Annotated in this window: 16 protein-coding genes; 4 read left to right on the top strand and 12 right to left on the bottom strand. The window is 63.2% G+C overall.

Translation table 11 applies throughout. The features are described 5' to 3' along the window. Positions 1–58 precede the first annotated feature (58 nt). The 6 genes from rplL to secE form a co-directional block, all read right to left on the bottom strand. Positions 59–433: a 50S ribosomal protein L7/L12 gene (gene rplL / locus B6V75_RS08745; protein WP_075773829.1), complete on the bottom strand. Its 375-nt coding sequence runs from the start codon at positions 431–433 to the stop codon at positions 59–61. A gap of 66 nt (positions 434–499) precedes the next feature. Then, positions 500–1,012 carry a 50S ribosomal protein L10 gene (rplJ, locus tag B6V75_RS08740; RefSeq protein WP_075773828.1) on the bottom strand — a complete coding sequence of 171 codons (513 nt, stop codon included), beginning with the start codon at positions 1,010–1,012 and terminating at the stop codon, positions 500–502. 258 nt (positions 1,013–1,270) lie between these two features. Beyond that, positions 1,271–1,969 (bottom strand): 50S ribosomal protein L1, encoded by a 699-nt coding sequence (rplA, locus tag B6V75_RS08735; protein WP_075773827.1) that lies wholly within the window; start codon positions 1,967–1,969, stop codon positions 1,271–1,273. 3 nt (positions 1,970–1,972) lie between these two features. Continuing rightward, positions 1,973–2,425 (bottom strand): 50S ribosomal protein L11, encoded by a 453-nt coding sequence (gene rplK / locus B6V75_RS08730; protein ID WP_075773826.1) that lies wholly within the window; start codon positions 2,423–2,425, stop codon positions 1,973–1,975. 106 nt (positions 2,426–2,531) lie between these two features. After that, the gene (gene nusG / locus B6V75_RS08725) at positions 2,532–3,071 is read right to left on the bottom strand and encodes a transcription termination/antitermination protein NusG (protein WP_075773825.1); all 540 of its coding nucleotides are present in this window, start codon (positions 3,069–3,071) and stop codon (positions 2,532–2,534) included. 243 nt (positions 3,072–3,314) lie between these two features. After that, positions 3,315–3,500 (bottom strand): preprotein translocase subunit SecE, encoded by a 186-nt coding sequence (gene secE / locus B6V75_RS08720; protein WP_075773824.1) that lies wholly within the window; start codon positions 3,498–3,500, stop codon positions 3,315–3,317. A gap of 240 nt (positions 3,501–3,740) precedes the next feature. Between secE and B6V75_RS08715 the strand changes: the two genes are divergently transcribed. Next, positions 3,741–4,232: a DUF4405 domain-containing protein gene (locus tag B6V75_RS08715; RefSeq protein ID WP_088719464.1), complete on the top strand. Its 492-nt coding sequence runs from the start codon at positions 3,741–3,743 to the stop codon at positions 4,230–4,232. Positions 4,233–4,348: 116 nt separating this feature from the next. Next, positions 4,349–6,718 carry a glycosyltransferase family 4 protein gene (locus B6V75_RS08710; RefSeq protein WP_168174459.1) on the top strand — a complete coding sequence of 790 codons (2,370 nt, stop codon included), beginning with the start codon at positions 4,349–4,351 and terminating at the stop codon, positions 6,716–6,718. A 3-nt stretch (positions 6,719–6,721) separates the two neighbouring features. Here B6V75_RS08710 and B6V75_RS08705 read toward each other — a convergent pair whose 3' ends face one another. Further along, positions 6,722–7,789 (bottom strand): DUF2793 domain-containing protein, encoded by a 1,068-nt coding sequence (locus B6V75_RS08705; protein WP_088719462.1) that lies wholly within the window; start codon positions 7,787–7,789, stop codon positions 6,722–6,724. Positions 7,790–7,932: 143 nt separating this feature from the next. On the opposite strand from B6V75_RS08705, the gene B6V75_RS08700 reads away from it, so the two are divergent. Next, a complete protein-coding gene (locus B6V75_RS08700) occupies positions 7,933–9,330 on the top strand; it encodes a phosphomannomutase (RefSeq protein WP_088719461.1) in 1,398 nt (465 codons plus the stop codon). On the opposite strand, the gene B6V75_RS08695 is transcribed toward B6V75_RS08700, so the two are convergent. The 3 genes from B6V75_RS08695 to B6V75_RS08685 form a co-directional block, all read right to left on the bottom strand. Further along, positions 9,327–12,053, bottom strand: a complete 2,727-nt coding sequence (locus B6V75_RS08695) for a DUF4214 domain-containing protein (RefSeq protein ID WP_146735123.1) — start codon at positions 12,051–12,053, stop codon at positions 9,327–9,329. The two genes, B6V75_RS08700 and B6V75_RS08695, sit on opposite strands and share 4 nt — an antisense overlap. 134 nt (positions 12,054–12,187) lie before the next feature. Continuing rightward, complete coding sequence (locus tag B6V75_RS08690) at positions 12,188–12,841, bottom strand: ABC transporter ATP-binding protein (protein WP_088719459.1); 654 nt, start codon at positions 12,839–12,841, stop codon at positions 12,188–12,190. A 5-nt stretch (positions 12,842–12,846) separates the two neighbouring features. Next, positions 12,847–14,076, bottom strand: coding sequence for a hypothetical protein (locus B6V75_RS08685; RefSeq protein ID WP_146735122.1), 1,230 nt, complete (start codon positions 14,074–14,076; stop codon positions 12,847–12,849). A gap of 75 nt (positions 14,077–14,151) precedes the next feature. On the opposite strand from B6V75_RS08685, the gene B6V75_RS08680 reads away from it, so the two are divergent. Beyond that, a complete protein-coding gene (locus B6V75_RS08680; protein ID WP_088719457.1) occupies positions 14,152–14,949 on the top strand; it encodes an ABC transporter permease in 798 nt (265 codons plus the stop codon). Here B6V75_RS08680 and B6V75_RS08675 read toward each other — a convergent pair. Beyond that, on the bottom strand, positions 14,915–16,075 hold the full coding sequence (locus B6V75_RS08675) for a hypothetical protein (protein ID WP_146735121.1): 1,161 nt from the start codon (positions 16,073–16,075) through the stop codon (positions 14,915–14,917). The genes B6V75_RS08680 and B6V75_RS08675 overlap by 35 nt on opposite strands. After that, positions 16,072–18,114 (bottom strand): glycosyltransferase, encoded by a 2,043-nt coding sequence (locus B6V75_RS08670; protein WP_168174458.1) that lies wholly within the window; start codon positions 18,112–18,114, stop codon positions 16,072–16,074. The genes B6V75_RS08675 and B6V75_RS08670 overlap by 4 nt, the downstream gene beginning before the upstream one ends. Positions 18,115–18,356 lie beyond the last annotated feature (242 nt).

Here is an 18,356-nt window from a genome sequence, read left to right as displayed (position 1 = left end):
CGGGAAAACCCCGGACCCAGCCCATTTTTCAGATCGGATGCGGACGCATCCGGCTCGCTTACTTGAGCTCGACTTTCGCGCCAGCGTCTTCGAGCTTTTTCTTGATCTCTTCGGCTTCCGCTTTCGCAGCGCCTTCCTTGACCTTGCCGCCAGCTTCAACGAGCTCTTTGGCTTCTTTCAGGCCCAGGCCGGTGATGCCACGGACTTCTTTGATCACGTTGATCTTCTGAGCGCCAGCTTCGACGAGAACGACGTCAAATTCGTCTTTCTCTTCAGCAGCTTCTTCGCCACCAGCAGCCGGACCAGCCATCATGACGGCGCCACCAGCAGCCGGCTCGATGCCGTATTCGTCTTTCAGGATGGTTTTCAGTTCCTGGGCTTCCAGGAGGGTCAGACCCACGATTTCTTCGGCGAGTTTTTTCAGATCAGCCATTTTTCAGTTCCTAGATTTGGGTTTCCAACGTCGCGGTTTCAAGCCGCTACGGGACAAGTCGATTGCTTACGCAGCCTTTTCCTCGATGGTGGAAAGGATGCTCGCGATGTTCGAAGCAGGCGCGCCAACGGCACCGGCGATGTTCGAAGCGGGTGCGCCGATCTGCGACACGATCTGAGCGATGAGCTCTTCACGCGACGGCATGTCAGCGACAGCTTTGACACCAGCGATGTCGAGTGCCGAGTCTCCCATTGCGCCGCCGAGGATCGAGAGCTTCTCGTTCTCTTTGGCATAGTTGACGACCACTTTCGCCGCAGCGACAGGGTCCTCGGAATAGGAAAGCACGGTCATGCCCGTCAGGTATTCAGCGATGCTTTCGCAGGGCTGACCTTCAAGGGCGATCTTGGCGAGCTTGTTCTTGGCAACACGAACCGAACCACCCGCTTCACGCATGCGTGCGCGGAGGTCCTGCATGTTAGCAACCGTCATGCCTTCGTAGTGAGCAACCACTACGACGCCAGAGCTTGCGAAGATCTGGCCGAGTTCCTCGACCACTTTCTCTTTTTGGGCTCTATCCACAGTTACACTCCAAGTATGGGGGTTTCCCCCCGGCTCTCATTGTCCCGGTTTCCCGGGGTCGGGTCCGAAGGGCCCGAGGCCAGATCGCCCGAGATCGGCCCGAAGGCCCAAACCCGGAATTGGTCTCGATCCCCATCTCAGGAAGGAAATTAAGCCGTCACCTTGCGGGATCTGGCACCCTCCGTCTCGGACAGGTCAGGGCGGAGACTTTAGGCCGCCGCCCCACCACCCACCGAGGTTTCCCCCGGTGGAATTCTCTTAGTTGCCGGTCGCCGACGTGATGTCGACTGCGACGCCCGGGCCCATCGTCGAGCTCAGGGACACCTTCTTCATGTAGGTGCCCTTGGCGCCGGCGGGCTTGGCTTTGGTCACGGCATCCACGAAGGCGCGGATGTTTTCGGCCAGTTGCTCCTCCGAGAAGGAGACCTTGCCGATGCCGCCATGAATGACGCCGGCCTTTTCGACCTTGAACTGAACCTGGCCACCTTTCGCCGCTTCGACAGCCGCTTTCACGTCCATCGTCACGGTGCCGACCTTCGGGTTCGGCATCAGGTTGCGCGGGCCCAGGACCTTACCCAGACGGCCGACGATCGGCATCATGTCCGGGGTCGCGATGCAACGATCGAATTCAATCGTGCCGCCCTGAATGGTTTCCATCAGGTCCTCGGCGCCGACGATATCGGCCCCGGCTTCCTTGGCCTCATCCGCTTTCGCGCCACGAGCGAAGACAGCCACGCGGACGGTCTTGCCGGTGCCGTTCGGCAGAGCGACGACGCCACGAACCATCTGGTCGGCGTGACGGGGGTCAACACCGAGGTTCATCGCGATCTCGAGGGTCTCGTCGAATTTCGCGTTCGCGTTCGACTTGATCAGCGAAACGGCTTCCTCGACGGAGACGTTCGACTTGCCGGCGAAGGCTTCGCGGGCGGCTTTGGTGCGTTTACCGAGCTTTGCCATGACTTAGCCTTTCACCTCGATGCCGATCGACTTCGCGGAGCCGAGGATGATGTTCATCGCGCCTTCGATGTCGTTGGCGTTCAGGTCCTTCATCTTCGCTTCGGCGATCTCACGCACCTGAGCGGCGGTGATGGTCGCGGCGGTGACGCGGCCCGGAGCTTCCGAACCCTTCGGACGGTTACGCTTGCCGACCGGCTTGAGACCGGCCGCCTGCTTGATCATGAAGCTAGCCGTGGGCTGCTTGATCTCGAAGGTGAACGACTTGTCGGCGTAGTAGGTGATGATCGTCGGGATCTTCGCCTGCTTGTCCATTTCCTGCGTCTTGGCGTTGAACGCCTTGCAGAATTCCATGATGTTGATCCCGCGCTGACCCAGCGCCGGACCGACCGGCGGGGACGGGTTCGCGCCGCCTGCCGGAATTTGCAGCTTGAGCTGCCCAACAACTTTCTTGGCCATGTGGCCCTCTCCTTATCACTGTCACGCCCCTAGGGGGTCGCGAAGTTTAGTGGTTCGGTCCGGGCCTCCCTGTCGCGCAGGGCCCCTCGCCTCCCACGGCTCCCACTCAGGCGGTTTTCTGCACCTGCGTGTATTCCAGTTCGACCGGGGTCGGCCGGCCGAAGATCGAGACGGTGACTTTCAGGCGGCTCGCCGCCTCGTCCACTTCCTCGACCATGCCCGAGAAGCCCTCGAAGGGCCCGTCGGTCACATTCACGTTCTCGCCGACCTCGAAGGTGATGAGGCTGCGCGGTGCCGCCTGCTCACCCGATTCGTCGACACGGCTGAGGATGCGGTTCACTTCCGCATCGCCCATCGGCATCGGCCGGCCCTGCGGCCCGAGGAACCCGGTGACCCGGTTCGTCGAGTTGATCAGGTGGTAACCCTTGTCGGTCATCTCCATCCGCACCAGCACGTAGCCCGGCATGAAGCGACGTTCGGAGGTCACTTTCTTGCCGCGACGCACCTCGATCACTTCTTCGGTCGGCACCAGAACCTCTTCGATCTGGTCTTCCAGACCTTGATCGATCACGGCCTGACGGATTTGCTCGGCCACTTTCTTCTCGAAGTTCGAGAGAACGCTTACCGAATACCAACGCTTCGCCATGCCGATTCTTTGCCTCTTGCCGCCGACGCCGGAGCGCCGAAAATTCCTGTTATTTCACGGTATTACCCGCTTCTCCCAGAATAAAAAACAGCGCGCACCACGCGAATCGATGCACGCCGCCTCTGGGAAAGTCCCGCCCCTTTACCGCCGGAGCCCTGTGATTTCAAGAGCGTAAGGCTGGAGCGCGATCACTTCCTCGCCGCAACTGCGAATTAGGTCTGGCGGCGAGCGCCCGGGGGCCTATCAGCTCCCGATCACCTGCGTCACGCCGAGACGGATCACCCAGTCCACCAGCGAGAAGAAGATTGCCGTCAGTGCCGCCATCGCCAGCACCATGCCGGTCGTCAGCAGAACTTCGCGGCGGCTCGGCCAAGCCACCTTGCCCGCTTCCGAGCGCACCTGCTGGAGAAACTGGAGTGGGTTTGCCATCGTCGTCGTTCCTTACGCGCCCAATGCGGCGCCCTTGAGCCGAAAAAACCGCGCCGCTTTCGGCGCAACTGCCGCCAGATACTTGCTCCCCTCGCGGATTTCAAGGCTGTTGCGCCTTCCTGCCCCCGCGCAAGCGTCATGCGCGGGCTGCAAGGCGGCTTTGAGGACGGAAATTTGCTCGCCCCGCGTGGAAGTTGATGTCCGCAAACGCACGCGGTCGCAGTTTCACAGGAGCCTTCAATGCCCGCCATTCTCAACCGCTACGCCACACCGCTCATCACCGGTCTTTTTCTCGTATCGCTGGTTTCGGGAATCGCCCTTTTCTTCCATTGGGGCAGCGCGTGGTTTCACGGGATGCACGAATGGCTCTCGATGGTTTTGATCGTGCCTTTCGGACTGCACATCTGGAAGAACTGGCGACCGATGAGCTGCTACCTGAAGCGCGCGCCGATGGCGCTGGCGCTTGCCCTCTCCCTCGTCGCGGCACTCGCCTTCGCGCTTCCCTCCGTCATCGGGCCGGAGAACGGCGCGCGCCGGGGTCCGCCGCAATTCGCGATCGCCCAAGCGCTGTTCGACGCACCGCTGTCCGAGGCCGCCCCGGTGCTGGGAATGTCGGGAACGGATGCCGCCGCCAAACTGGGCGCCACCGTGACGCAAAGCCTGACTGAGATCGCCACGGTGCAGGACTGCTCCGCCGCGGCGCTGGCCGAACAATTGATGGCGCAGCCGTAATGACGCCGACCGGGTCACCCGCCAATTTCCGGGTGGCGCGGAGTGTTGCGATTATCGCCGACGATGGACCAGGGCTTATCCATCGAAAATTGACTTTTCTCGAAGACAATTTTGGCATGTCGACTTTCGCCCCGCCCCCATCCGCCGTCTCGTTCCTCCACCGCCTGCGCGGCTATCGCGGCGCGCTCGAGCGGCTCGAGAACGGAAGGGTAATCGGTTGGCTCGCGAAGACAGGCGACAGCGCCCCGCTCGATATCGAGATCCACTGTAACGCTGGGCGGCTCGGGTCGGGGCGCGCGGCAATGTTTCGCGCCGATCTTGTGCAGGCAGGCATCGGCGCGGGCAACCACGGCTTCGCACTCCCTCTCTCGCCGGCCCTGAAGGACGCCGCAGGCGGTGCGCTCAGCCTGCACCTTCCCGGCGGCGGCCCGATTGCCTCGCTGCGCTTCGACCCCGATGCGGCACCGTGTCCGAAAGAGAGAGACGCTCTGCGGCGCCATATGCTTGGCCCGATCGTCACGCTACGCACCGCCGGGACAGAGCGGGCCCGCACTCCCCATCTGAGCGCGCAGCACCCCCTTTTCACCTCGCGCGCGAGGAAAGAGGCGCTGCCCGCACCGCTCTTTTCCTACATCGACTACGCGCGCCATCATGCGGGGATGGCGAAGCAGCTTCCTCTTGATGGCAGCGACAGGGCGGTATCGAACATTCTCCGCTGGTATCTTGAGAGCCACGCCGCGCAGCACCCGGCACAGCAAATCCCGGTGAGTCGCGCCGCGATCGACTGGCTCAATACGGAGATCCACCCCGGCGGCCCGAGCCGAGCGATGCATATCCTCGGAAAGACCGGGGACGATCGCGACACCGCGACCGCATGGGCACTTCGCGGGGCCCCGTCGCTCGGCATCGCCGATTGCCTCCTCCCCGCCAGCCTGATCGAGTCTTTGTCCCAGTCGGAAACCCCCGGCCCCTGGCCGATGACCCGCGGCCTTCTGGCCCTGCGCGAGGCCATCCCGCCGCTCGCGCAGTTTTCGCCGAAAATCGAGCGCCACCGCCGGATGCTGCATGTGCTCGCGATGATCCTCGCGGTCGAGCGGCCCGAGATCTTGCTGTTCCTGCGTCGAAGTGAAACGAAGATGCTTCTCGAAGGCGGTCGCCTCTCGGATGTCTGCGCGCGGCTGCATCCCGGCCCGCCGATCACCCGCGCGCACTATGCAGCGGCGCTGCGCGAGAATGGGTTCGACCTCGACAGCCTGGCGTTCCTGCGCGCACCCGGCGGCCATCGTCTCGCGGCTGCCACCCGCCCTGCCCCGAAGGGCGTCCCGGTCGATGTTCAAGTCCTCGGCCCCTTCGCGAAAGCCTCCGGACTGGGCCAATCGACGCGGCTCTCGCATGACATTTTGTCCCGCTGCGACGTCACGCTCAACGCGGTGGAAAGCGCGCGCGACAATCCGACGCCAGCGCAAGGCGGAGCCAAGACCGCCGTATCCCGCCCCGCGCGGATCAACCTCCTGCACCTGAATGCAGACGCGATCCCCCCGGCCTTCTCCTTCGACGCCGACTGTTATTCCGACGCCTACAATATCGCCTATATGCACTGGGAATTGAACCGCGCCCCTGCCTGCCATCGCCTCGCCCTCGATCTGATCGACGAGGTCTGGGTGCCCTCGGAATATTGCGCCGAAATTTACCGCAAGGCGACCGATAAGCCGGTGGTGAATGTCGGGATGTGCTATCCTGAACCGCCCGCCATCGACCGGGGCCACGCGCGCAGCGCCCTGCGCCGACGCAACGATTGGCCCGAGCAATGCTTCGTCTGCCTCGCCAGTTTCGACAGTTTCTCGTTCGTACAACGGAAGAACCCGCTCGGCACGATCCACGCCTTCCGCGCGGCCTTTGGCGAGGATGCGGAGGTGCGCCTACTGATCAAGACGCAGAATCGCGGCCGTATCTGCGATCCGGCGCAAGCCATGCTTTGGTCCGAAATCGAGCGCCTCCTGGCGGCGGACCCGCGCCTCTCTTTGCTCGACGAGACGCTCGATCACGCGGAAGTGCTGGAGCTGATGACCGGTGCGGACCTCTACGTGTCGATGCATCGCTCCGAGGGCTGGGGGTTCGGTATGCTCGAGGCGATGGTGCTTGGCGTGCCGGTCCTATGCACGGGTTATTCCGGCAATCTGGAATTCTGCAACGAAGAGACCGCGTGGCTTGTGCCTGCGATCGAGGTCGAAGTCGCGCCGCAGGACTATCTCTATGTCGAACCGGGGATGCTCTGGGGCGAGCCCGATCACACCGCCGCGGTCGCCCAGTTACAAGCGGCGCGCAGCCACCCGGATGCGCGCAAGAAAAAGGCGGCGCAGGCCGAAGCCTTCGTGCGCCGCCATTTCTCCGCCGATGCGATCGCCGCGCGCTACAGTGACCGCCTGTCCGAGATTTTCATCCGACTCGACGGGGCGCACAAACCGCTCGCTCGCCCCGCCGAGTAAGCGTCACACCCAGCGCCCGATCGCGGTGACGCTCAGATCGCAACTCTCACCGCTGAGGAAACTCGCGCCATTCGTGGCATAGACCACGGCGCGCGCGCCCGAACTCGTGACGGCCTCGACTCCCGCGAAGGAGAGCGCGCCCGCACTAATGGCACTGCCCGCCGCGAGGCTGTCCGCATCGAGCGCGACACTCAGACAGGGCGCCTGCGCGAATTGCGCCGGATAAGCCCAGTCCTCCTTGAGCGCCCAATCCGCGACGTAACTAAGGCTCAGCTGCGCCGAACAAATCTGCGTGCCATCGGCAAAGCGGATGTAATCGCCCGAGGCGGTGCTGCCCTGCTCGATCACGGCACCCGCCGATACGCCGCCGACCTGCGCGACCGTGCCGACGACGCCGCTGCCTGTCAGCGCTCCGTCGATCACCGCGCCTTGCGACATCGTCGCGCGGCCGGTGGCCGCGTCGATGCGCAGACCCTCGAACCATGTCGCGCCATCCGCACTCGCCTTGATCGCGAAGTCGTCGCTGCCCGCCAGTCCCATTTCGGCCCGGCCAGACCAGTTCGACTGGAACAGCAGGCTCGCCGTCTCCGCCGCCGCTGCCTTGTTCAGCTTGAGCTGATGACCCGCCCCGGCATGGCTCAGCAGCGTAGCCTCGGCGGCAACCGAAAACCGGTTCACCGCATCATAGCCAGTCATGATCCCGACACCGTCGAGTTGGCTCAACTCCGGCAACGGCGGCACGTCCCAGGCGCCTGCTGCGAAGACCAGTTCTACCGCCTCATCCAGCACGAAAGCGCGCCAGCCCGCACGCGGGCTCAGAAATTGCCAAGCCCCGGCCGAGAAGATCGCAAGCGCGCCGTCGTGCCCCGCCCACGCGCCCAGCGCACCGGCTGGCAAGAGATACCTCGCCCCCTCGGATGGACCGGTCGGAGGTTCGCTTACACTGCGCGAAATCACCGCAAGCTGCACAAGCGTATCGAGCCGTTGCAGCGCCTCGTTATGGGTGACGTGTTTCTGGGCCTGGCTGCCAAGGATGAGCGGCAGCGCGAGATTGGCGGTCTGATCGGGCATCGGGATTTCCTGCGATGGTTGCGATGGGACCGACGATAGGAATCTGGCGTTAACTGTATCTGAGAGCTGCGCACGGCGCTTGCCTGTCCCCCCCCCTCCCCCTAGGGTCGACGCGATTGCAACGGCGCGACAATCGAGGACTTATGGCACCGAAATTTGGCACCAGCGGGCTGCGCGGCCTTGTCACCGAACTGACCGACGCGCTGGTCACCGATTACACCCGCGCGTTCCTGTCTGCCTGCCCGCAGGGCGGAGCCGTCCATGTGGGCTGGGACTTGCGCCCTTCCTCCCCAGCGATCGCCGAGACCGTCATCGCCGCAATCCGCGACGCCGGACTCACCGCGATCCGCGAGGGCGCGCTCCCTACCCCCGCGCTCGCGCTCGCATCGATGGGGGCGGGCAACGCCGCGATCATGGTCACCGGCAGCCACATCCCCGCCGATCGCAACGGGCTGAAATTCTACGTCCCGCATGGCGAGATCGCGAAAGAGGACGAGGCCGCCATCCTCGACCGGCTCGGTCAGGACCATCCCGTGACCGAGAAGTGCGGCTCCGAAATCCCCGGGGCAGATACCGCGGCGCACTACATCGCCCGCTATGTCGACGCCTTCGGCTCGGAGGCTCTCGAGGGCCTGCGCATCGGCGTCTATCAACACAGCTCCGTCGCTCGCGACATCCTGGTCACCGCGATCGAGGCGATGGGCGCGACCGCTGTTCCGCTCGCCCGATCGGACGAGTTCATCCCCGTCGACACCGAGGCGATCGCCCCCGAGACTCGCGAAACGTTGCAAGGCTGGTGCACCGAGCAACGGCTGGATGCGGTGATCTCGACCGATGGCGATGCCGACCGCCCGATGCTGACCGACGAGACCGGCACGCTGATCCCCGGCGACGTGCTGGGGGCGCTGACCGCGCGGCTTCTCGGGGCGAAAATCCTCTGCACCCCGGTCTCCGCCAATACGATGGTCGACGCGATGCCAGAATTCGACAGCATTCATCGCACTAAGATCGGATCGCCCTTCGTGATCGCCGCGATGGGGGCCGCGCTCGCTGCCGATCCAGCCGCGAAGGTCGTAGGCTATGAGCCCAATGGCGGCTTCCTTCTGGGCTTCACCGCAACGGGCCCTGTCGGGCAGATCGCGCCGCTCGCAACGCGCGATTGTCTGCTACCGATCGTCGCTCCGCTGGTCGCAGCGAAAAAGGCCGGCACCGCCCTCAGCGGACTTGTCGCCCAGCTGCCCGCCCGCTTCACCGCAGCCGACCGGGTCGCCGAAGTCTCGACCGACCGCTCGCGCGCCTTCATTGATCGCCTCGCGGACGATCCCGTCGCACGGACGGAATTCTTCAGCGATTTCGACCCGGCCGAGCGGATCGACCAGACCGACGGTCTGCGCCTAACCTTCCCCTCGGGCGAGATCGTCCATCTGCGGCCCTCTGGCAACGCTCCTGAATGCCGCTGCTACGCCGAAGCCGCGACGCCCGAGCGCGCAGAGAGCCTTGTCGCAAGCTACCTCGCCGCACTACGAACGGAACTCACCTAGCCCGAGAGGTCGAACATCCCGTCGGAGAACAGGCCGAGATCGGTGTCGATGAACTCGACCGTGACGCCCTGATCGGAGAACGTCACGCCGGAGACGGTCTCGACCATATGGTGGCGGGCCTCTGCGGCAGAGCTGTAGTTGAACCCCTCGAAGCTCAGCTGATCCCAGGGTTCGATATCGATGATGACGTGATGCCCGTCTTCATCAGCGCGGAACACGAACTGATCCGCCATCACGCCACCCTGGAGCAGGTTGTACCCGTCGCCGCCATCGAGTTGATCCTCGAAGCCGAAGGAACGGAACCAATCGATCTGCGACTGCGCCGTCTGGGTTATCATCTCGGGGCTTTGCGCGAAGGCGGCGACGACCTTCTCGCGAGTGTAGCCCCCGCTGTCGAGTTGATCGACCCACCATGTCAGCCCTTCGCTATCCGGCGCCCGCCCAAAGACATTCTGATAGAGCAGCGAGACGAAACCGGCATCGTCGAGACTGCCGTAAGTTGCGGTGAATTCCGGCGAGTTGACGAAGCCCGAGACCACGTCGAGAAACTCCATTCCGTCGGCCTGCATCTCGCTCCAATATATCATCCCGCCGAGATTCGGCTCGCGCCCGAGCGTCGCCTGATACAGGCGAAACACGTCGTCGGTGAAATCCGTCTGAGTGCTGGCCTGGCTCAGGAGAAGCGTGTCGATTTCCGTGGCTTTCCGAAATTCCGGGCTTTCCGAAAATCCCAAGACAACCTCCTCCCGGCTTCGTTCCCCCCGATCGAGCTGGTCGAGCCAATAGCTCAGCCCCCCGCTATCGGGGTTTCGATCCAGCACGTTCTGGTAAAGCAGCGTCAGAAACTCCGCGTCGCTCGTCTGCGCGTAGTTCGACTGGAATTCCGGCGAGTTGATGAATCGGTCCGCGACTTCCTGCAGATCGATCGCGCCACTCGACAGAAGGTCCGTCCAATAGTGCAGACCGTTTCCATCGGGCGCCCGGTCAAGCGTCGCCTGATAGACCCGGAACACCTGTGCCGCGAACGGATCGTAGCTGCGATCGATCCGTCCGCCATTTAGCAGGTCATCCCCGCCCATGCCTTGCAGGATATCCGCCCCGTCATTGCCGACCAGCAGATCGTCCCCGCCGCGCCCATCTATGATATCGCCCTGCGCTGTACCTTCTTTGTGGATATCGCCGACCTCGAGCGGGTTGATCGCGGAATGCCACAGATCGCGCAGCTCCGAGGTTTCGAAATCCGTGGCGCTCAGGCTTGAGCCATTCGCGGTATTCAAGATCACCCGTTCATCGCCGATCCGAATATCCGCCCCCGTCGCCGTCGGGGTAATGTCCAAAGCCTCCTTGGTGTAGAACCAGGCCATGCTCGAGAGGTCGAGCCGATCGATGCCGGGCTCGTAATCCATGATGAAATCCGTGCGCCCATCCGCATCGAGCACGAAGACGTCCTCCCCTTCGCCCCCCCAAAGCGTATCCACACCGCCGCCGTCTTGCAGGATGTCCGCCCCTGCCCCGCCGTAGATTTCGTCATCGCCTGCGCCGCCGGAAATCTGATCGTTCTCCACCCCACCTTTCACGGTTTCGCCGCCATCGCCAAGCTTCAGCGCCAGACCGGCAGGGCCCAACTCCACCTTGATATGGCTGAGCCCCATTCCCTGATCGCTCGCGCTCGCTGACACGTCGCCCGCCACGAAAATATCGAGCCCGGTCGCATCCGCGATCATCGCCGCCGCAGCCGGATCGGTCAGCGCGGTTTCGATCTCGTCCGCCAAGGTCCCGATCTGGACCAGTTTGCCGCCGGGCAGCAGCGTAAGCAGGCTGACCCCTTCATCGGCGCCTCCAGCCAGCACATAGACCTGATCGCCCATCGTCACGGTTTCGAGCGTCGTCACGCCCTCGAACCGCGTGCCGAGGTCGTCATTGATCTGATCGGTGACCTCCATCCGCCCGCCCGGACCGAGCGCCACGACAGAGATCGAGCATGTGCCCGCCGCTCCCAGAAGCGCATAAGCCTGACCGCCCACATGGACCGTCTCGATCGAATTAGGGGTGTTGATGAAGAGGCCGTCGCGCGCATCGATCTGACTGGCGATCTTCAGCTGTCCCTGCGTATCGAGCGCGAGCGAGGTCAGCGAATTATCCGTAGCCGAGGCGGCCAGAACGTATTGCGCCCCGTCGATCTCGACCGTGCCGAGAGTATGGACATCATTCGCTGACCAAGTGGCGCCCGCAGTGCCCTGCGCGATCTCTGTCATCCGGCCTCCGGCACCCATCTGCCAGACATGCAGCCCGCTCCCATGCGACAGGGCGCCGACGAAAAAGCTCTGCGCGTCGAGTTGCAGCGGCGCGATCGCAAGCACCGCACCCGGCGCAACCGCCCCCGGCAGCGTAAACACATCGCTGATTCCACCGTCATTCTGGTTTAGCCAGACCGCTTGAAACGCGCCCGATGCCGAACCGGTCGCCATCAAGGCAGGACTGCCGTCGATCGAGATCTCGGTCAGCGTCCCGGCTGCATCCAGTCCCGCACTTTCGCTCAGATAAGCCAGATCGCTCGAATTCAGCCGCGCGGTCAGCGGAAGCTGCGCGATGCCGCCTGGCGCATTGGAAATCGAGTAAAGCGTCGGCCCCGTCTCACCCTGCACGAGAAGCAGGTCGGTGACCGACGTCATGAAATTTTTCGCACCATTCGTTACGGTCGCGACCGGCGTCAATTGAGGCATAGCCACCTCCGCTTTCAACGTTCTCACTGTCTCAAGCATGAGGCGCGGCTGGGCTCAGAGCGCGGAGGGAAAGCGGCCCGAAAATGGTTTTTTCTCAATATTTTAATAGAATTCAACGACTGACATCGCCCAACTCAAAGCATATTGCGTTCGTGGCAGGCAATCGCGGCATTGAGATCGTCGAAAAACTCAAGCCGTCCACGCTCGAGCACCGCGCCGCAATCGCAAATCTCGCGCAACTGGTTCACTGAGTGGCTGACCACAATCGCTCCGGCTTCTTTCAGCCGGTCGCGAAACAGGGCTGCGCTCTTCTCGCGAAACGCCGCATCGCCGACCGCCGTGATCTCGTCGACGAGATAGGTGTCAAAACTGATCGCCATCGACGCCGCAAAGGCCAATCGCGCGCGCATCCCGGAAGAATAGCTGCGCAGCGGCATTCGGAAATGCAGCCCGAGCTCTGCAGTCTCCTCCACGAAGGCCACCATCTCGTCCGTATCCACCCCGTAGATCCTCGCGATGAAGCGGCAATTCTGCGCGCCTGTCAGGTCATTGTGAAACGACCCTGCGAAGCCGACAGGAAAAGAGACGCTGCCCCGCGTGATCACCCGGCCCCGATCGGGCCGTGCGGTCCCCGCTATCATTTGCAGAAGCGTTGATTTCCCCGCCCCGTTGCGCCCCAGCAGTGCGACGGATCGCCCGCTGGGAAAGCTCGCGCAGATATCGAGCGCCACGATTTTCTCGCCACCGGGAACGCGGAAGCTCTTGCCGAGATTTTGCAGCCGGATCATCGCCGTTACCGACGGTCCCGGATCGCATAGCCCGCCAGCACGCCAATCGCCCAAAGCAAAATCAAGCTGCCGGCGATCAGCGCAAGAAGCGTTTCGCGGCGGGGATATTCGGCGCTCTCAGCGAGGGTCGGCGCCATGAATGTCGCGAGAAAACGGCTCTTGCGGCGCGCCTCGGCCTCCGCCGCCTCAAAGCTCGCACGCGTTGCCGCATAGGCACGCTCTGCGAATTCGCGCTCCGTCATGAGCCGCTCGAATTCGCCCACGATGCTTGCATAGGCTTCGTCCTTCGTGCCGCCCTCGATGCCAAGCTTGCGCCGTTCCGCCACGATCCGTTTCTCGATCACCGCCAGCCGCCGCTCGGCCTGCTTCAACCGCGGATCCGTACCGCTGCGCACGGTGCCGCGTAGTAGATCGCTCTCGATCATCACATGCGCCTGCTGCTCGAGCAGCGATCCCAGAACCCCAGCTTGGCTTTGCAAATCCATCTCCGGGCTGATCAGTTGATGGCGATTGCGGAAGGTGGTGAGTGCCATGCGCGCCGCCTTCAGTCGCCCCTCCGCCCGCCGCAACTCGCCGCGCGCATGGCGGATCGCGTCTTCGCGCGCCGCGTTGCTGAGCCGATTAATCATCGTCGAGCTGCGGGCCATCAAGGTCTGCGCGATCCTCTGCGCCGAGACCGGGTCGAAAGCCCGCACCTCGATGTCGAGCAGCCCGGCACCCGCGCCGTGCCACACATGGACCATGCGCCGCCAATAGGCGACAAGATCCTCCAGATTGGCGTCGGTCGATAGCCCGAACACCGGATCTGATCGCTTGCGCGACCAAATCGCTCTCAGATCGAGCGCATCGTCGATCTCGGCGACAAGGCTGGGGCTTTGAATAAACTCATACAGAATATCCGTATCGTCCGAAGACGCCCCCGACAGGCTGGATAGCCCGCCGAAAATATCGAATGCCGGGCCGGCCTCCTTGCGCTGAACCGTAAAGCCGACGCGGGAGACGAACTGATCTGCAGCCTGCGCGTAAAGAAAACAGGCAGCGGCCAGAACCGGCGCGATCACCAGCGCCACGAAGCTCAACCCCACCGCATGATGGCGCCGCCGCCAACGCGCCTTGCGGGCAGGCGGGGCGTAAGCGCTCGGCACTGGTCGTAGCGGCTGGGAGACGTCGCGCAACCCCGCCCCCGTCGCGAGAACGGGCGCGGCACGCGCGGGCTCGTTAACCGCGTGTTTCACAATTGGCTCCACTATTGATCGCATCGGATCCCAGCGAACACGATCCGAATTGAAAACCGGTAAACGAGGCTCGAAATGTTTTTCTCACATGCGCCCAGTCCCCCCAACCGGTCCTTCCCGGCTCTTCGTGCGATCGGCGCGCTCATCTTGCGCGAGATGTCCGCCAGCTACGGCCGCTCGCCGGGGGGCTATCTCTGGGCTCTCCTCGAGCCGGTCGGCGGCATCGCCTTGCTCACTCTTTTCTTTTCGTTGACCTTCCATGCTCCGCCGCTCGGAGCCAGTTTCGCGCTTTTCTATGCGACAGGGCTACTGCCCTTCATGCTGTTTTCGGAGGTCCAATCGAAAGTCGCCAACGCGCTCACCTACTCGCGCGCCCTTCTGGCCTATCCGACGGTGAGCTTTCTCGATGCACTCATCGCGCGACTCGTTTTGAATGCACTCACGAAACTCATCGTCTCTTACCTAGTTCTTCAGGGCTGCCTGCTGATCTTCGACTCCCGCGCGAGCCCTGATCCGCTGCGGATATTCGAGGCGGCGAGTCTTGCCGTGCTGTTGTCCTTCGGCATCGGAACGCTCAACTGTTTTCTCTTCCTGCGTATCCCTGTCTGGCAGCAGATATGGTCGATCCTGATGCGACCTATGTTCCTGATATCCGGTGTGTTTTTCCTCACCGATCACCTGCCGACGTGGGCCGCAGACGTCCTGTGGTTCAACCCGCTCGTACATGTCATCGGCTATCTGAGGCACGGGTTCTTCCCGACCTACGAGCCCGATCATCTTTCCGCGCCTTGGGTCATCGGCGTATCACTCGTGGCGCTGGCCATCGGCCTTCTGGCGCTCAGGACGCGTTACCGGGATCTCCTCGCAAGGTGAGCGTTGCGGACCGGCGCGAAGGCGCACCGAACAGCGCGGCGCGCCACCGACCACAACGGTCCTTGTGCAGAAGGGTATCGAGACGCTTTGCGATCAACCGATCGAGTTCTCCAAGCGTTGCGTCCGCTGGCCATGACCCAGAGAGGAGCCGCCCCGCAAAGATGCGCAATTCGTCGAGATCGTCTAGCCGTGCAGGACCTTTCTCTATTTCGGGATGATAGGGATAGGGGGAAGCCCAGAACGGATCGTCGCATATGGCCTCCGCCTGGGTAGCGGGTAACACGCGCTCGAGCTTTTGGCGCTGGGTCTGCGCGATCTCCTGCAGCGTCTCCACATGATGCGGCGCGATTGCCCACGCGCGGCGAAGCATAGGCCCCGCCGCCAAACACCTCTGCAACAGGAACTCGATTTCGGCGCGATGGGTATCTGGGCGGAAGCGCCGATTGCGCAGTAGGAAACCAATCTGCGCCGCGCTGCCAGTTCTGTGACGCTGCCGGGACGGCTGGCTCGATGTTTGAAAGAGAGCATCGGTGCAAGCGACCGCGTCATGCCCTGCTGGGGCGACCTGCAAGCGAACATTGGGAATACGCACCCAAGCCGCGAGATCGGCACCGAAGCTATAAGGACACCGCCAGGCGCGCAGCCAATCGTCAAAGCAGGGACGGCTCCAGACGCCCCACTGCCAGAACGCCGCATTCATCCATGTCAAAGGCGGCCGCAGGAAGGCCAACACGGTGACGGGCGGATGGCCAAGGTCGGCGAGCAGCGACGCAAAAATTTCGGGGCGCCGAATCCATCCCTCATTCGAGAAAAACGGGATGTAGCCGCAGCTGTGGGCGCGCGCCATTTCTCTCTGGAGGAAAGCGGCGAAGGGGCTTGCCCCGACCTCGCGACCCGGATCTGGCATCGAGACATATCCGTAAGGAGAAAGCGCCGCGGCATGTGACACGGCCCTGCCGCGCAGCGGCATCACCAATCCCCTGACCTTCGCCGCGCCGATATAGCGCACGCGATGTCCGGTACGTGACGCCCTGTCCGGGTGTACGCTCCATGCCGATTGAAGGGCCGAACTGCCGCATTTCGGAGCGCCGACGTGGAAGACGGCAAGACTGTCCTCGAATGTCACGCTACCCACCTTTCGCAGTCGGGCTGTCCGAGCAGGCGACCCATGTCGACATCCGATGGATACCGTGGCAGCGGCAAAACGCATCCCTGTCTGCCCGCAGCCCTGACCGCCTCAGCCTGTGCGCCGAGATCGAAACAGGTCACCGGCAGGCCGGTGCCGAGGGCCTCGTGCGTCGTGAACGAAAAGGTCTCCGGCCAGAGCGACTGGATAAACCACCGATCGATTCCGTGATGCGCAACCAGTATCGGCAAGTCAGACCGCTCGAACGGCCCATGGATGTGGTTCGGCGCGTCGAGATGAAACCGCGGATCGAGAGTCCCCAGTAGCACGAGCCGCGCGCGCCCGTCAGCGATGCACGCATCGCCTACGGCTTCCACGACCGAGGCTCCCTTGTGCAGGCCGATATGGCCAAGCACGCCAATAACGGGCTGCGCAGATCTGTCAGCATTCGAGGAGGTGCCGGAGTTCGCCAGTTGCCTGTGATGCGGATAGGTCAGACGTGCAGGTCGCCTCCTGTCATGCGGCTTGCAGTCGATCTTATCCGCAAGGTCGGGGCGAACCGACGCAACGATGCCAGCGGAACTGCGCGAGAAAACGCGCAAGCGCGTCGCCGCGGTCATTGCGGCACCCCATGCAGCTTCCCATTCCGATCGGTCGCCGCTTGAATGCGCGCGAGGCGGCTTTCGGAATCCGGGGCGCAGATCGATACGCACCGGGATGTCGCGCAGACTGGGCCCCTCTTCCAGGAGGGTGTATGCCTCACTGAGAGGGAAATAGTCGTGGAAAAGAATGTCGAGTTGGTGCCCTCGGGACAGATCGACTAACAGCTCTGGGATTTCGAGCGGCGCCGAATGACCGACGCCGCAGGAATAGATTACGTGGCGTTCTGGAAGGACCTGCAGCAGAGAAAGGATCGCTGCCCGATCCGCCGTCTCTGTGATGCATGGGCCGAGCGGGTCGTGAAGCTCGATGGACCAGCGAGCCGCACCGCCGACACGCAGAACGACGCCGCGCCGCCCGGCGCGAAGCTCCGCGGCGATTTCCTCACGCAGCCGAATCTCTGCGCCGCCACCAAGGGAATGCCCGAACCAGATTTTGAGCGGCGCGGCCTGCAATGCGCCCGCACGCGCCAAGGCAAGCACAAAACGAGGAGCTGCCAGCGGGTCGCGGCTAAGAAACCGATCGACCGCGCGCGGATAGCTCGGATAGCGCCGCTCGATCTTCGCGTGATTGCGTTCCACCAGTTTCTGGCGCGCCGACGGACCGAAGGAGGCACTGCCCCGATGCTCGACGAAAAGCGAGCTTATCCCGACATGGCGCCCCCCGAGCCGCCGTACCCTTTGGCACCAATCCGTCTCCTCTCCGTAGCCGCGCCCGAACCCCGGATCGAAGCACGGAAGTTGGGAAAGAAAGCGGGGGGCGAGCGCCATGCAAAAACCGATCCCGGTGGGCAGATCGGCGCGCGCTTGCGAAGGTTCCAACTTCGCGGCGAAGGCATCGATCTGATCGACGGCCCCGGGCGGCAGATCGCTCCGCGCACCAGGCATCGGCACCGACAATATCTGCGCGTCATTCGACATTGGCGTCACGCTTGCCACCTCAGGGTCGGTGAGCGGCTCCACAAGCCGCGACGCCCAGCCCGCAGGCACGAAGACATCCGAATTCAGCAAGACCACGGGACGGTCTGGGAAGCGATTCAGGACCTCCTCATACCCGCGATTGACGGAGGCGACGAAGCCCAGATTTGCTGCATTTTCCAGAAGCGTCACGTTGGCTTTGGCCTTACACCAATCGCGCAGAAACGGCCGCATCTCGGGATCGGTCGAGCGATCTTCGACCACGATCATGTGCCAATCGAGATCCGTATGCCGAACGATGCGATCGAGCGTCTCGCGCAGCAGATTCCGCGCGTTGAAAACTGGCAAGACAATCACGATCGCGGGGGAAGCCGGCGGTTCGTCAGGCGGTTCGGTGCGCAACAAGTCGGACGGTAGAAGCGCACCTCGCGATTGCGCCACAAACCCCAGTGCCGACTTCACCCTCATCCCCGCGGAACTGTCGCCGCGGCTTCGCCATCGCCAGATGTCGCCGGCATGAGAGGCGAGCCGCCAAAGAAATATCGGCGCAATACGCAGCTGCCCGAAAGTGAGACGAAGGCGTCCGATCGGCGGCAAGGTCCAGCTTTCGTTTCCTTGCCCTTTCAGCTCCTTTACCGGGAATGGCCAGTTCTACCCGAGCGGGCCAAAACGGCAGATCGAAGGCGAATTTCGCCACCCCTGAA

The sequence above is a fragment of the Thioclava sp. F1Mire-8 genome (genome assembly GCF_002213165.1).
Classification (GTDB): Bacteria; Pseudomonadota; Alphaproteobacteria; order Rhodobacterales; family Rhodobacteraceae; genus Thioclava; species Thioclava nitratireducens.
Note: the sequence above shows the minus strand (reverse complement) of the source record. Positions and strands in the feature narration are given on the sequence as shown.

Bases quoted from the DNA above. Each gene is read 5' to 3' on its own strand.
- rplL (WP_075773829.1), bottom strand. From the start codon at position 433: ATGGCTGATCTGAAAAAACTCGCCGAAGAAATCGTGGGTCTGACCCTC.
- rplA (WP_075773827.1), bottom strand. From the start codon at position 1,969: ATGGCAAAGCTCGGTAAACGCACCAAAGCCGCCCGCGAAGCCTTCGCC.
- rplK (WP_075773826.1), bottom strand. From the start codon at position 2,425: ATGGCCAAGAAAGTTGTTGGGCAGCTCAAGCTGCAAATTCCGGCAGGC.
- nusG (WP_075773825.1), bottom strand. From the start codon at position 3,071: ATGGCGAAGCGTTGGTATTCGGTAAGCGTTCTCTCGAACTTCGAGAAG.
- secE (WP_075773824.1), bottom strand. From the start codon at position 3,500: ATGGCAAACCCACTCCAGTTTCTCCAGCAGGTGCGCTCGGAAGCGGGC.
- B6V75_RS08715 (WP_088719464.1), top strand. From the start codon at position 3,741: ATGCCCGCCATTCTCAACCGCTACGCCACACCGCTCATCACCGGTCTT.
- B6V75_RS08710 (WP_168174459.1), top strand. From the start codon at position 4,349: ATGTCGACTTTCGCCCCGCCCCCATCCGCCGTCTCGTTCCTCCACCGC.
- B6V75_RS08705 (WP_088719462.1), bottom strand. From the start codon at position 7,789: ATGCCCGATCAGACCGCCAATCTCGCGCTGCCGCTCATCCTTGGCAGC.
- B6V75_RS08700 (WP_088719461.1), top strand. From the start codon at position 7,933: ATGGCACCGAAATTTGGCACCAGCGGGCTGCGCGGCCTTGTCACCGAA.
- B6V75_RS08695 (WP_146735123.1), bottom strand. From the start codon at position 12,053: ATGCCTCAATTGACGCCGGTCGCGACCGTAACGAATGGTGCGAAAAAT.
- B6V75_RS08690 (WP_088719459.1), bottom strand. From the start codon at position 12,841: ATGATCCGGCTGCAAAATCTCGGCAAGAGCTTCCGCGTTCCCGGTGGC.
- B6V75_RS08680 (WP_088719457.1), top strand. From the start codon at position 14,152: ATGTTTTTCTCACATGCGCCCAGTCCCCCCAACCGGTCCTTCCCGGCT.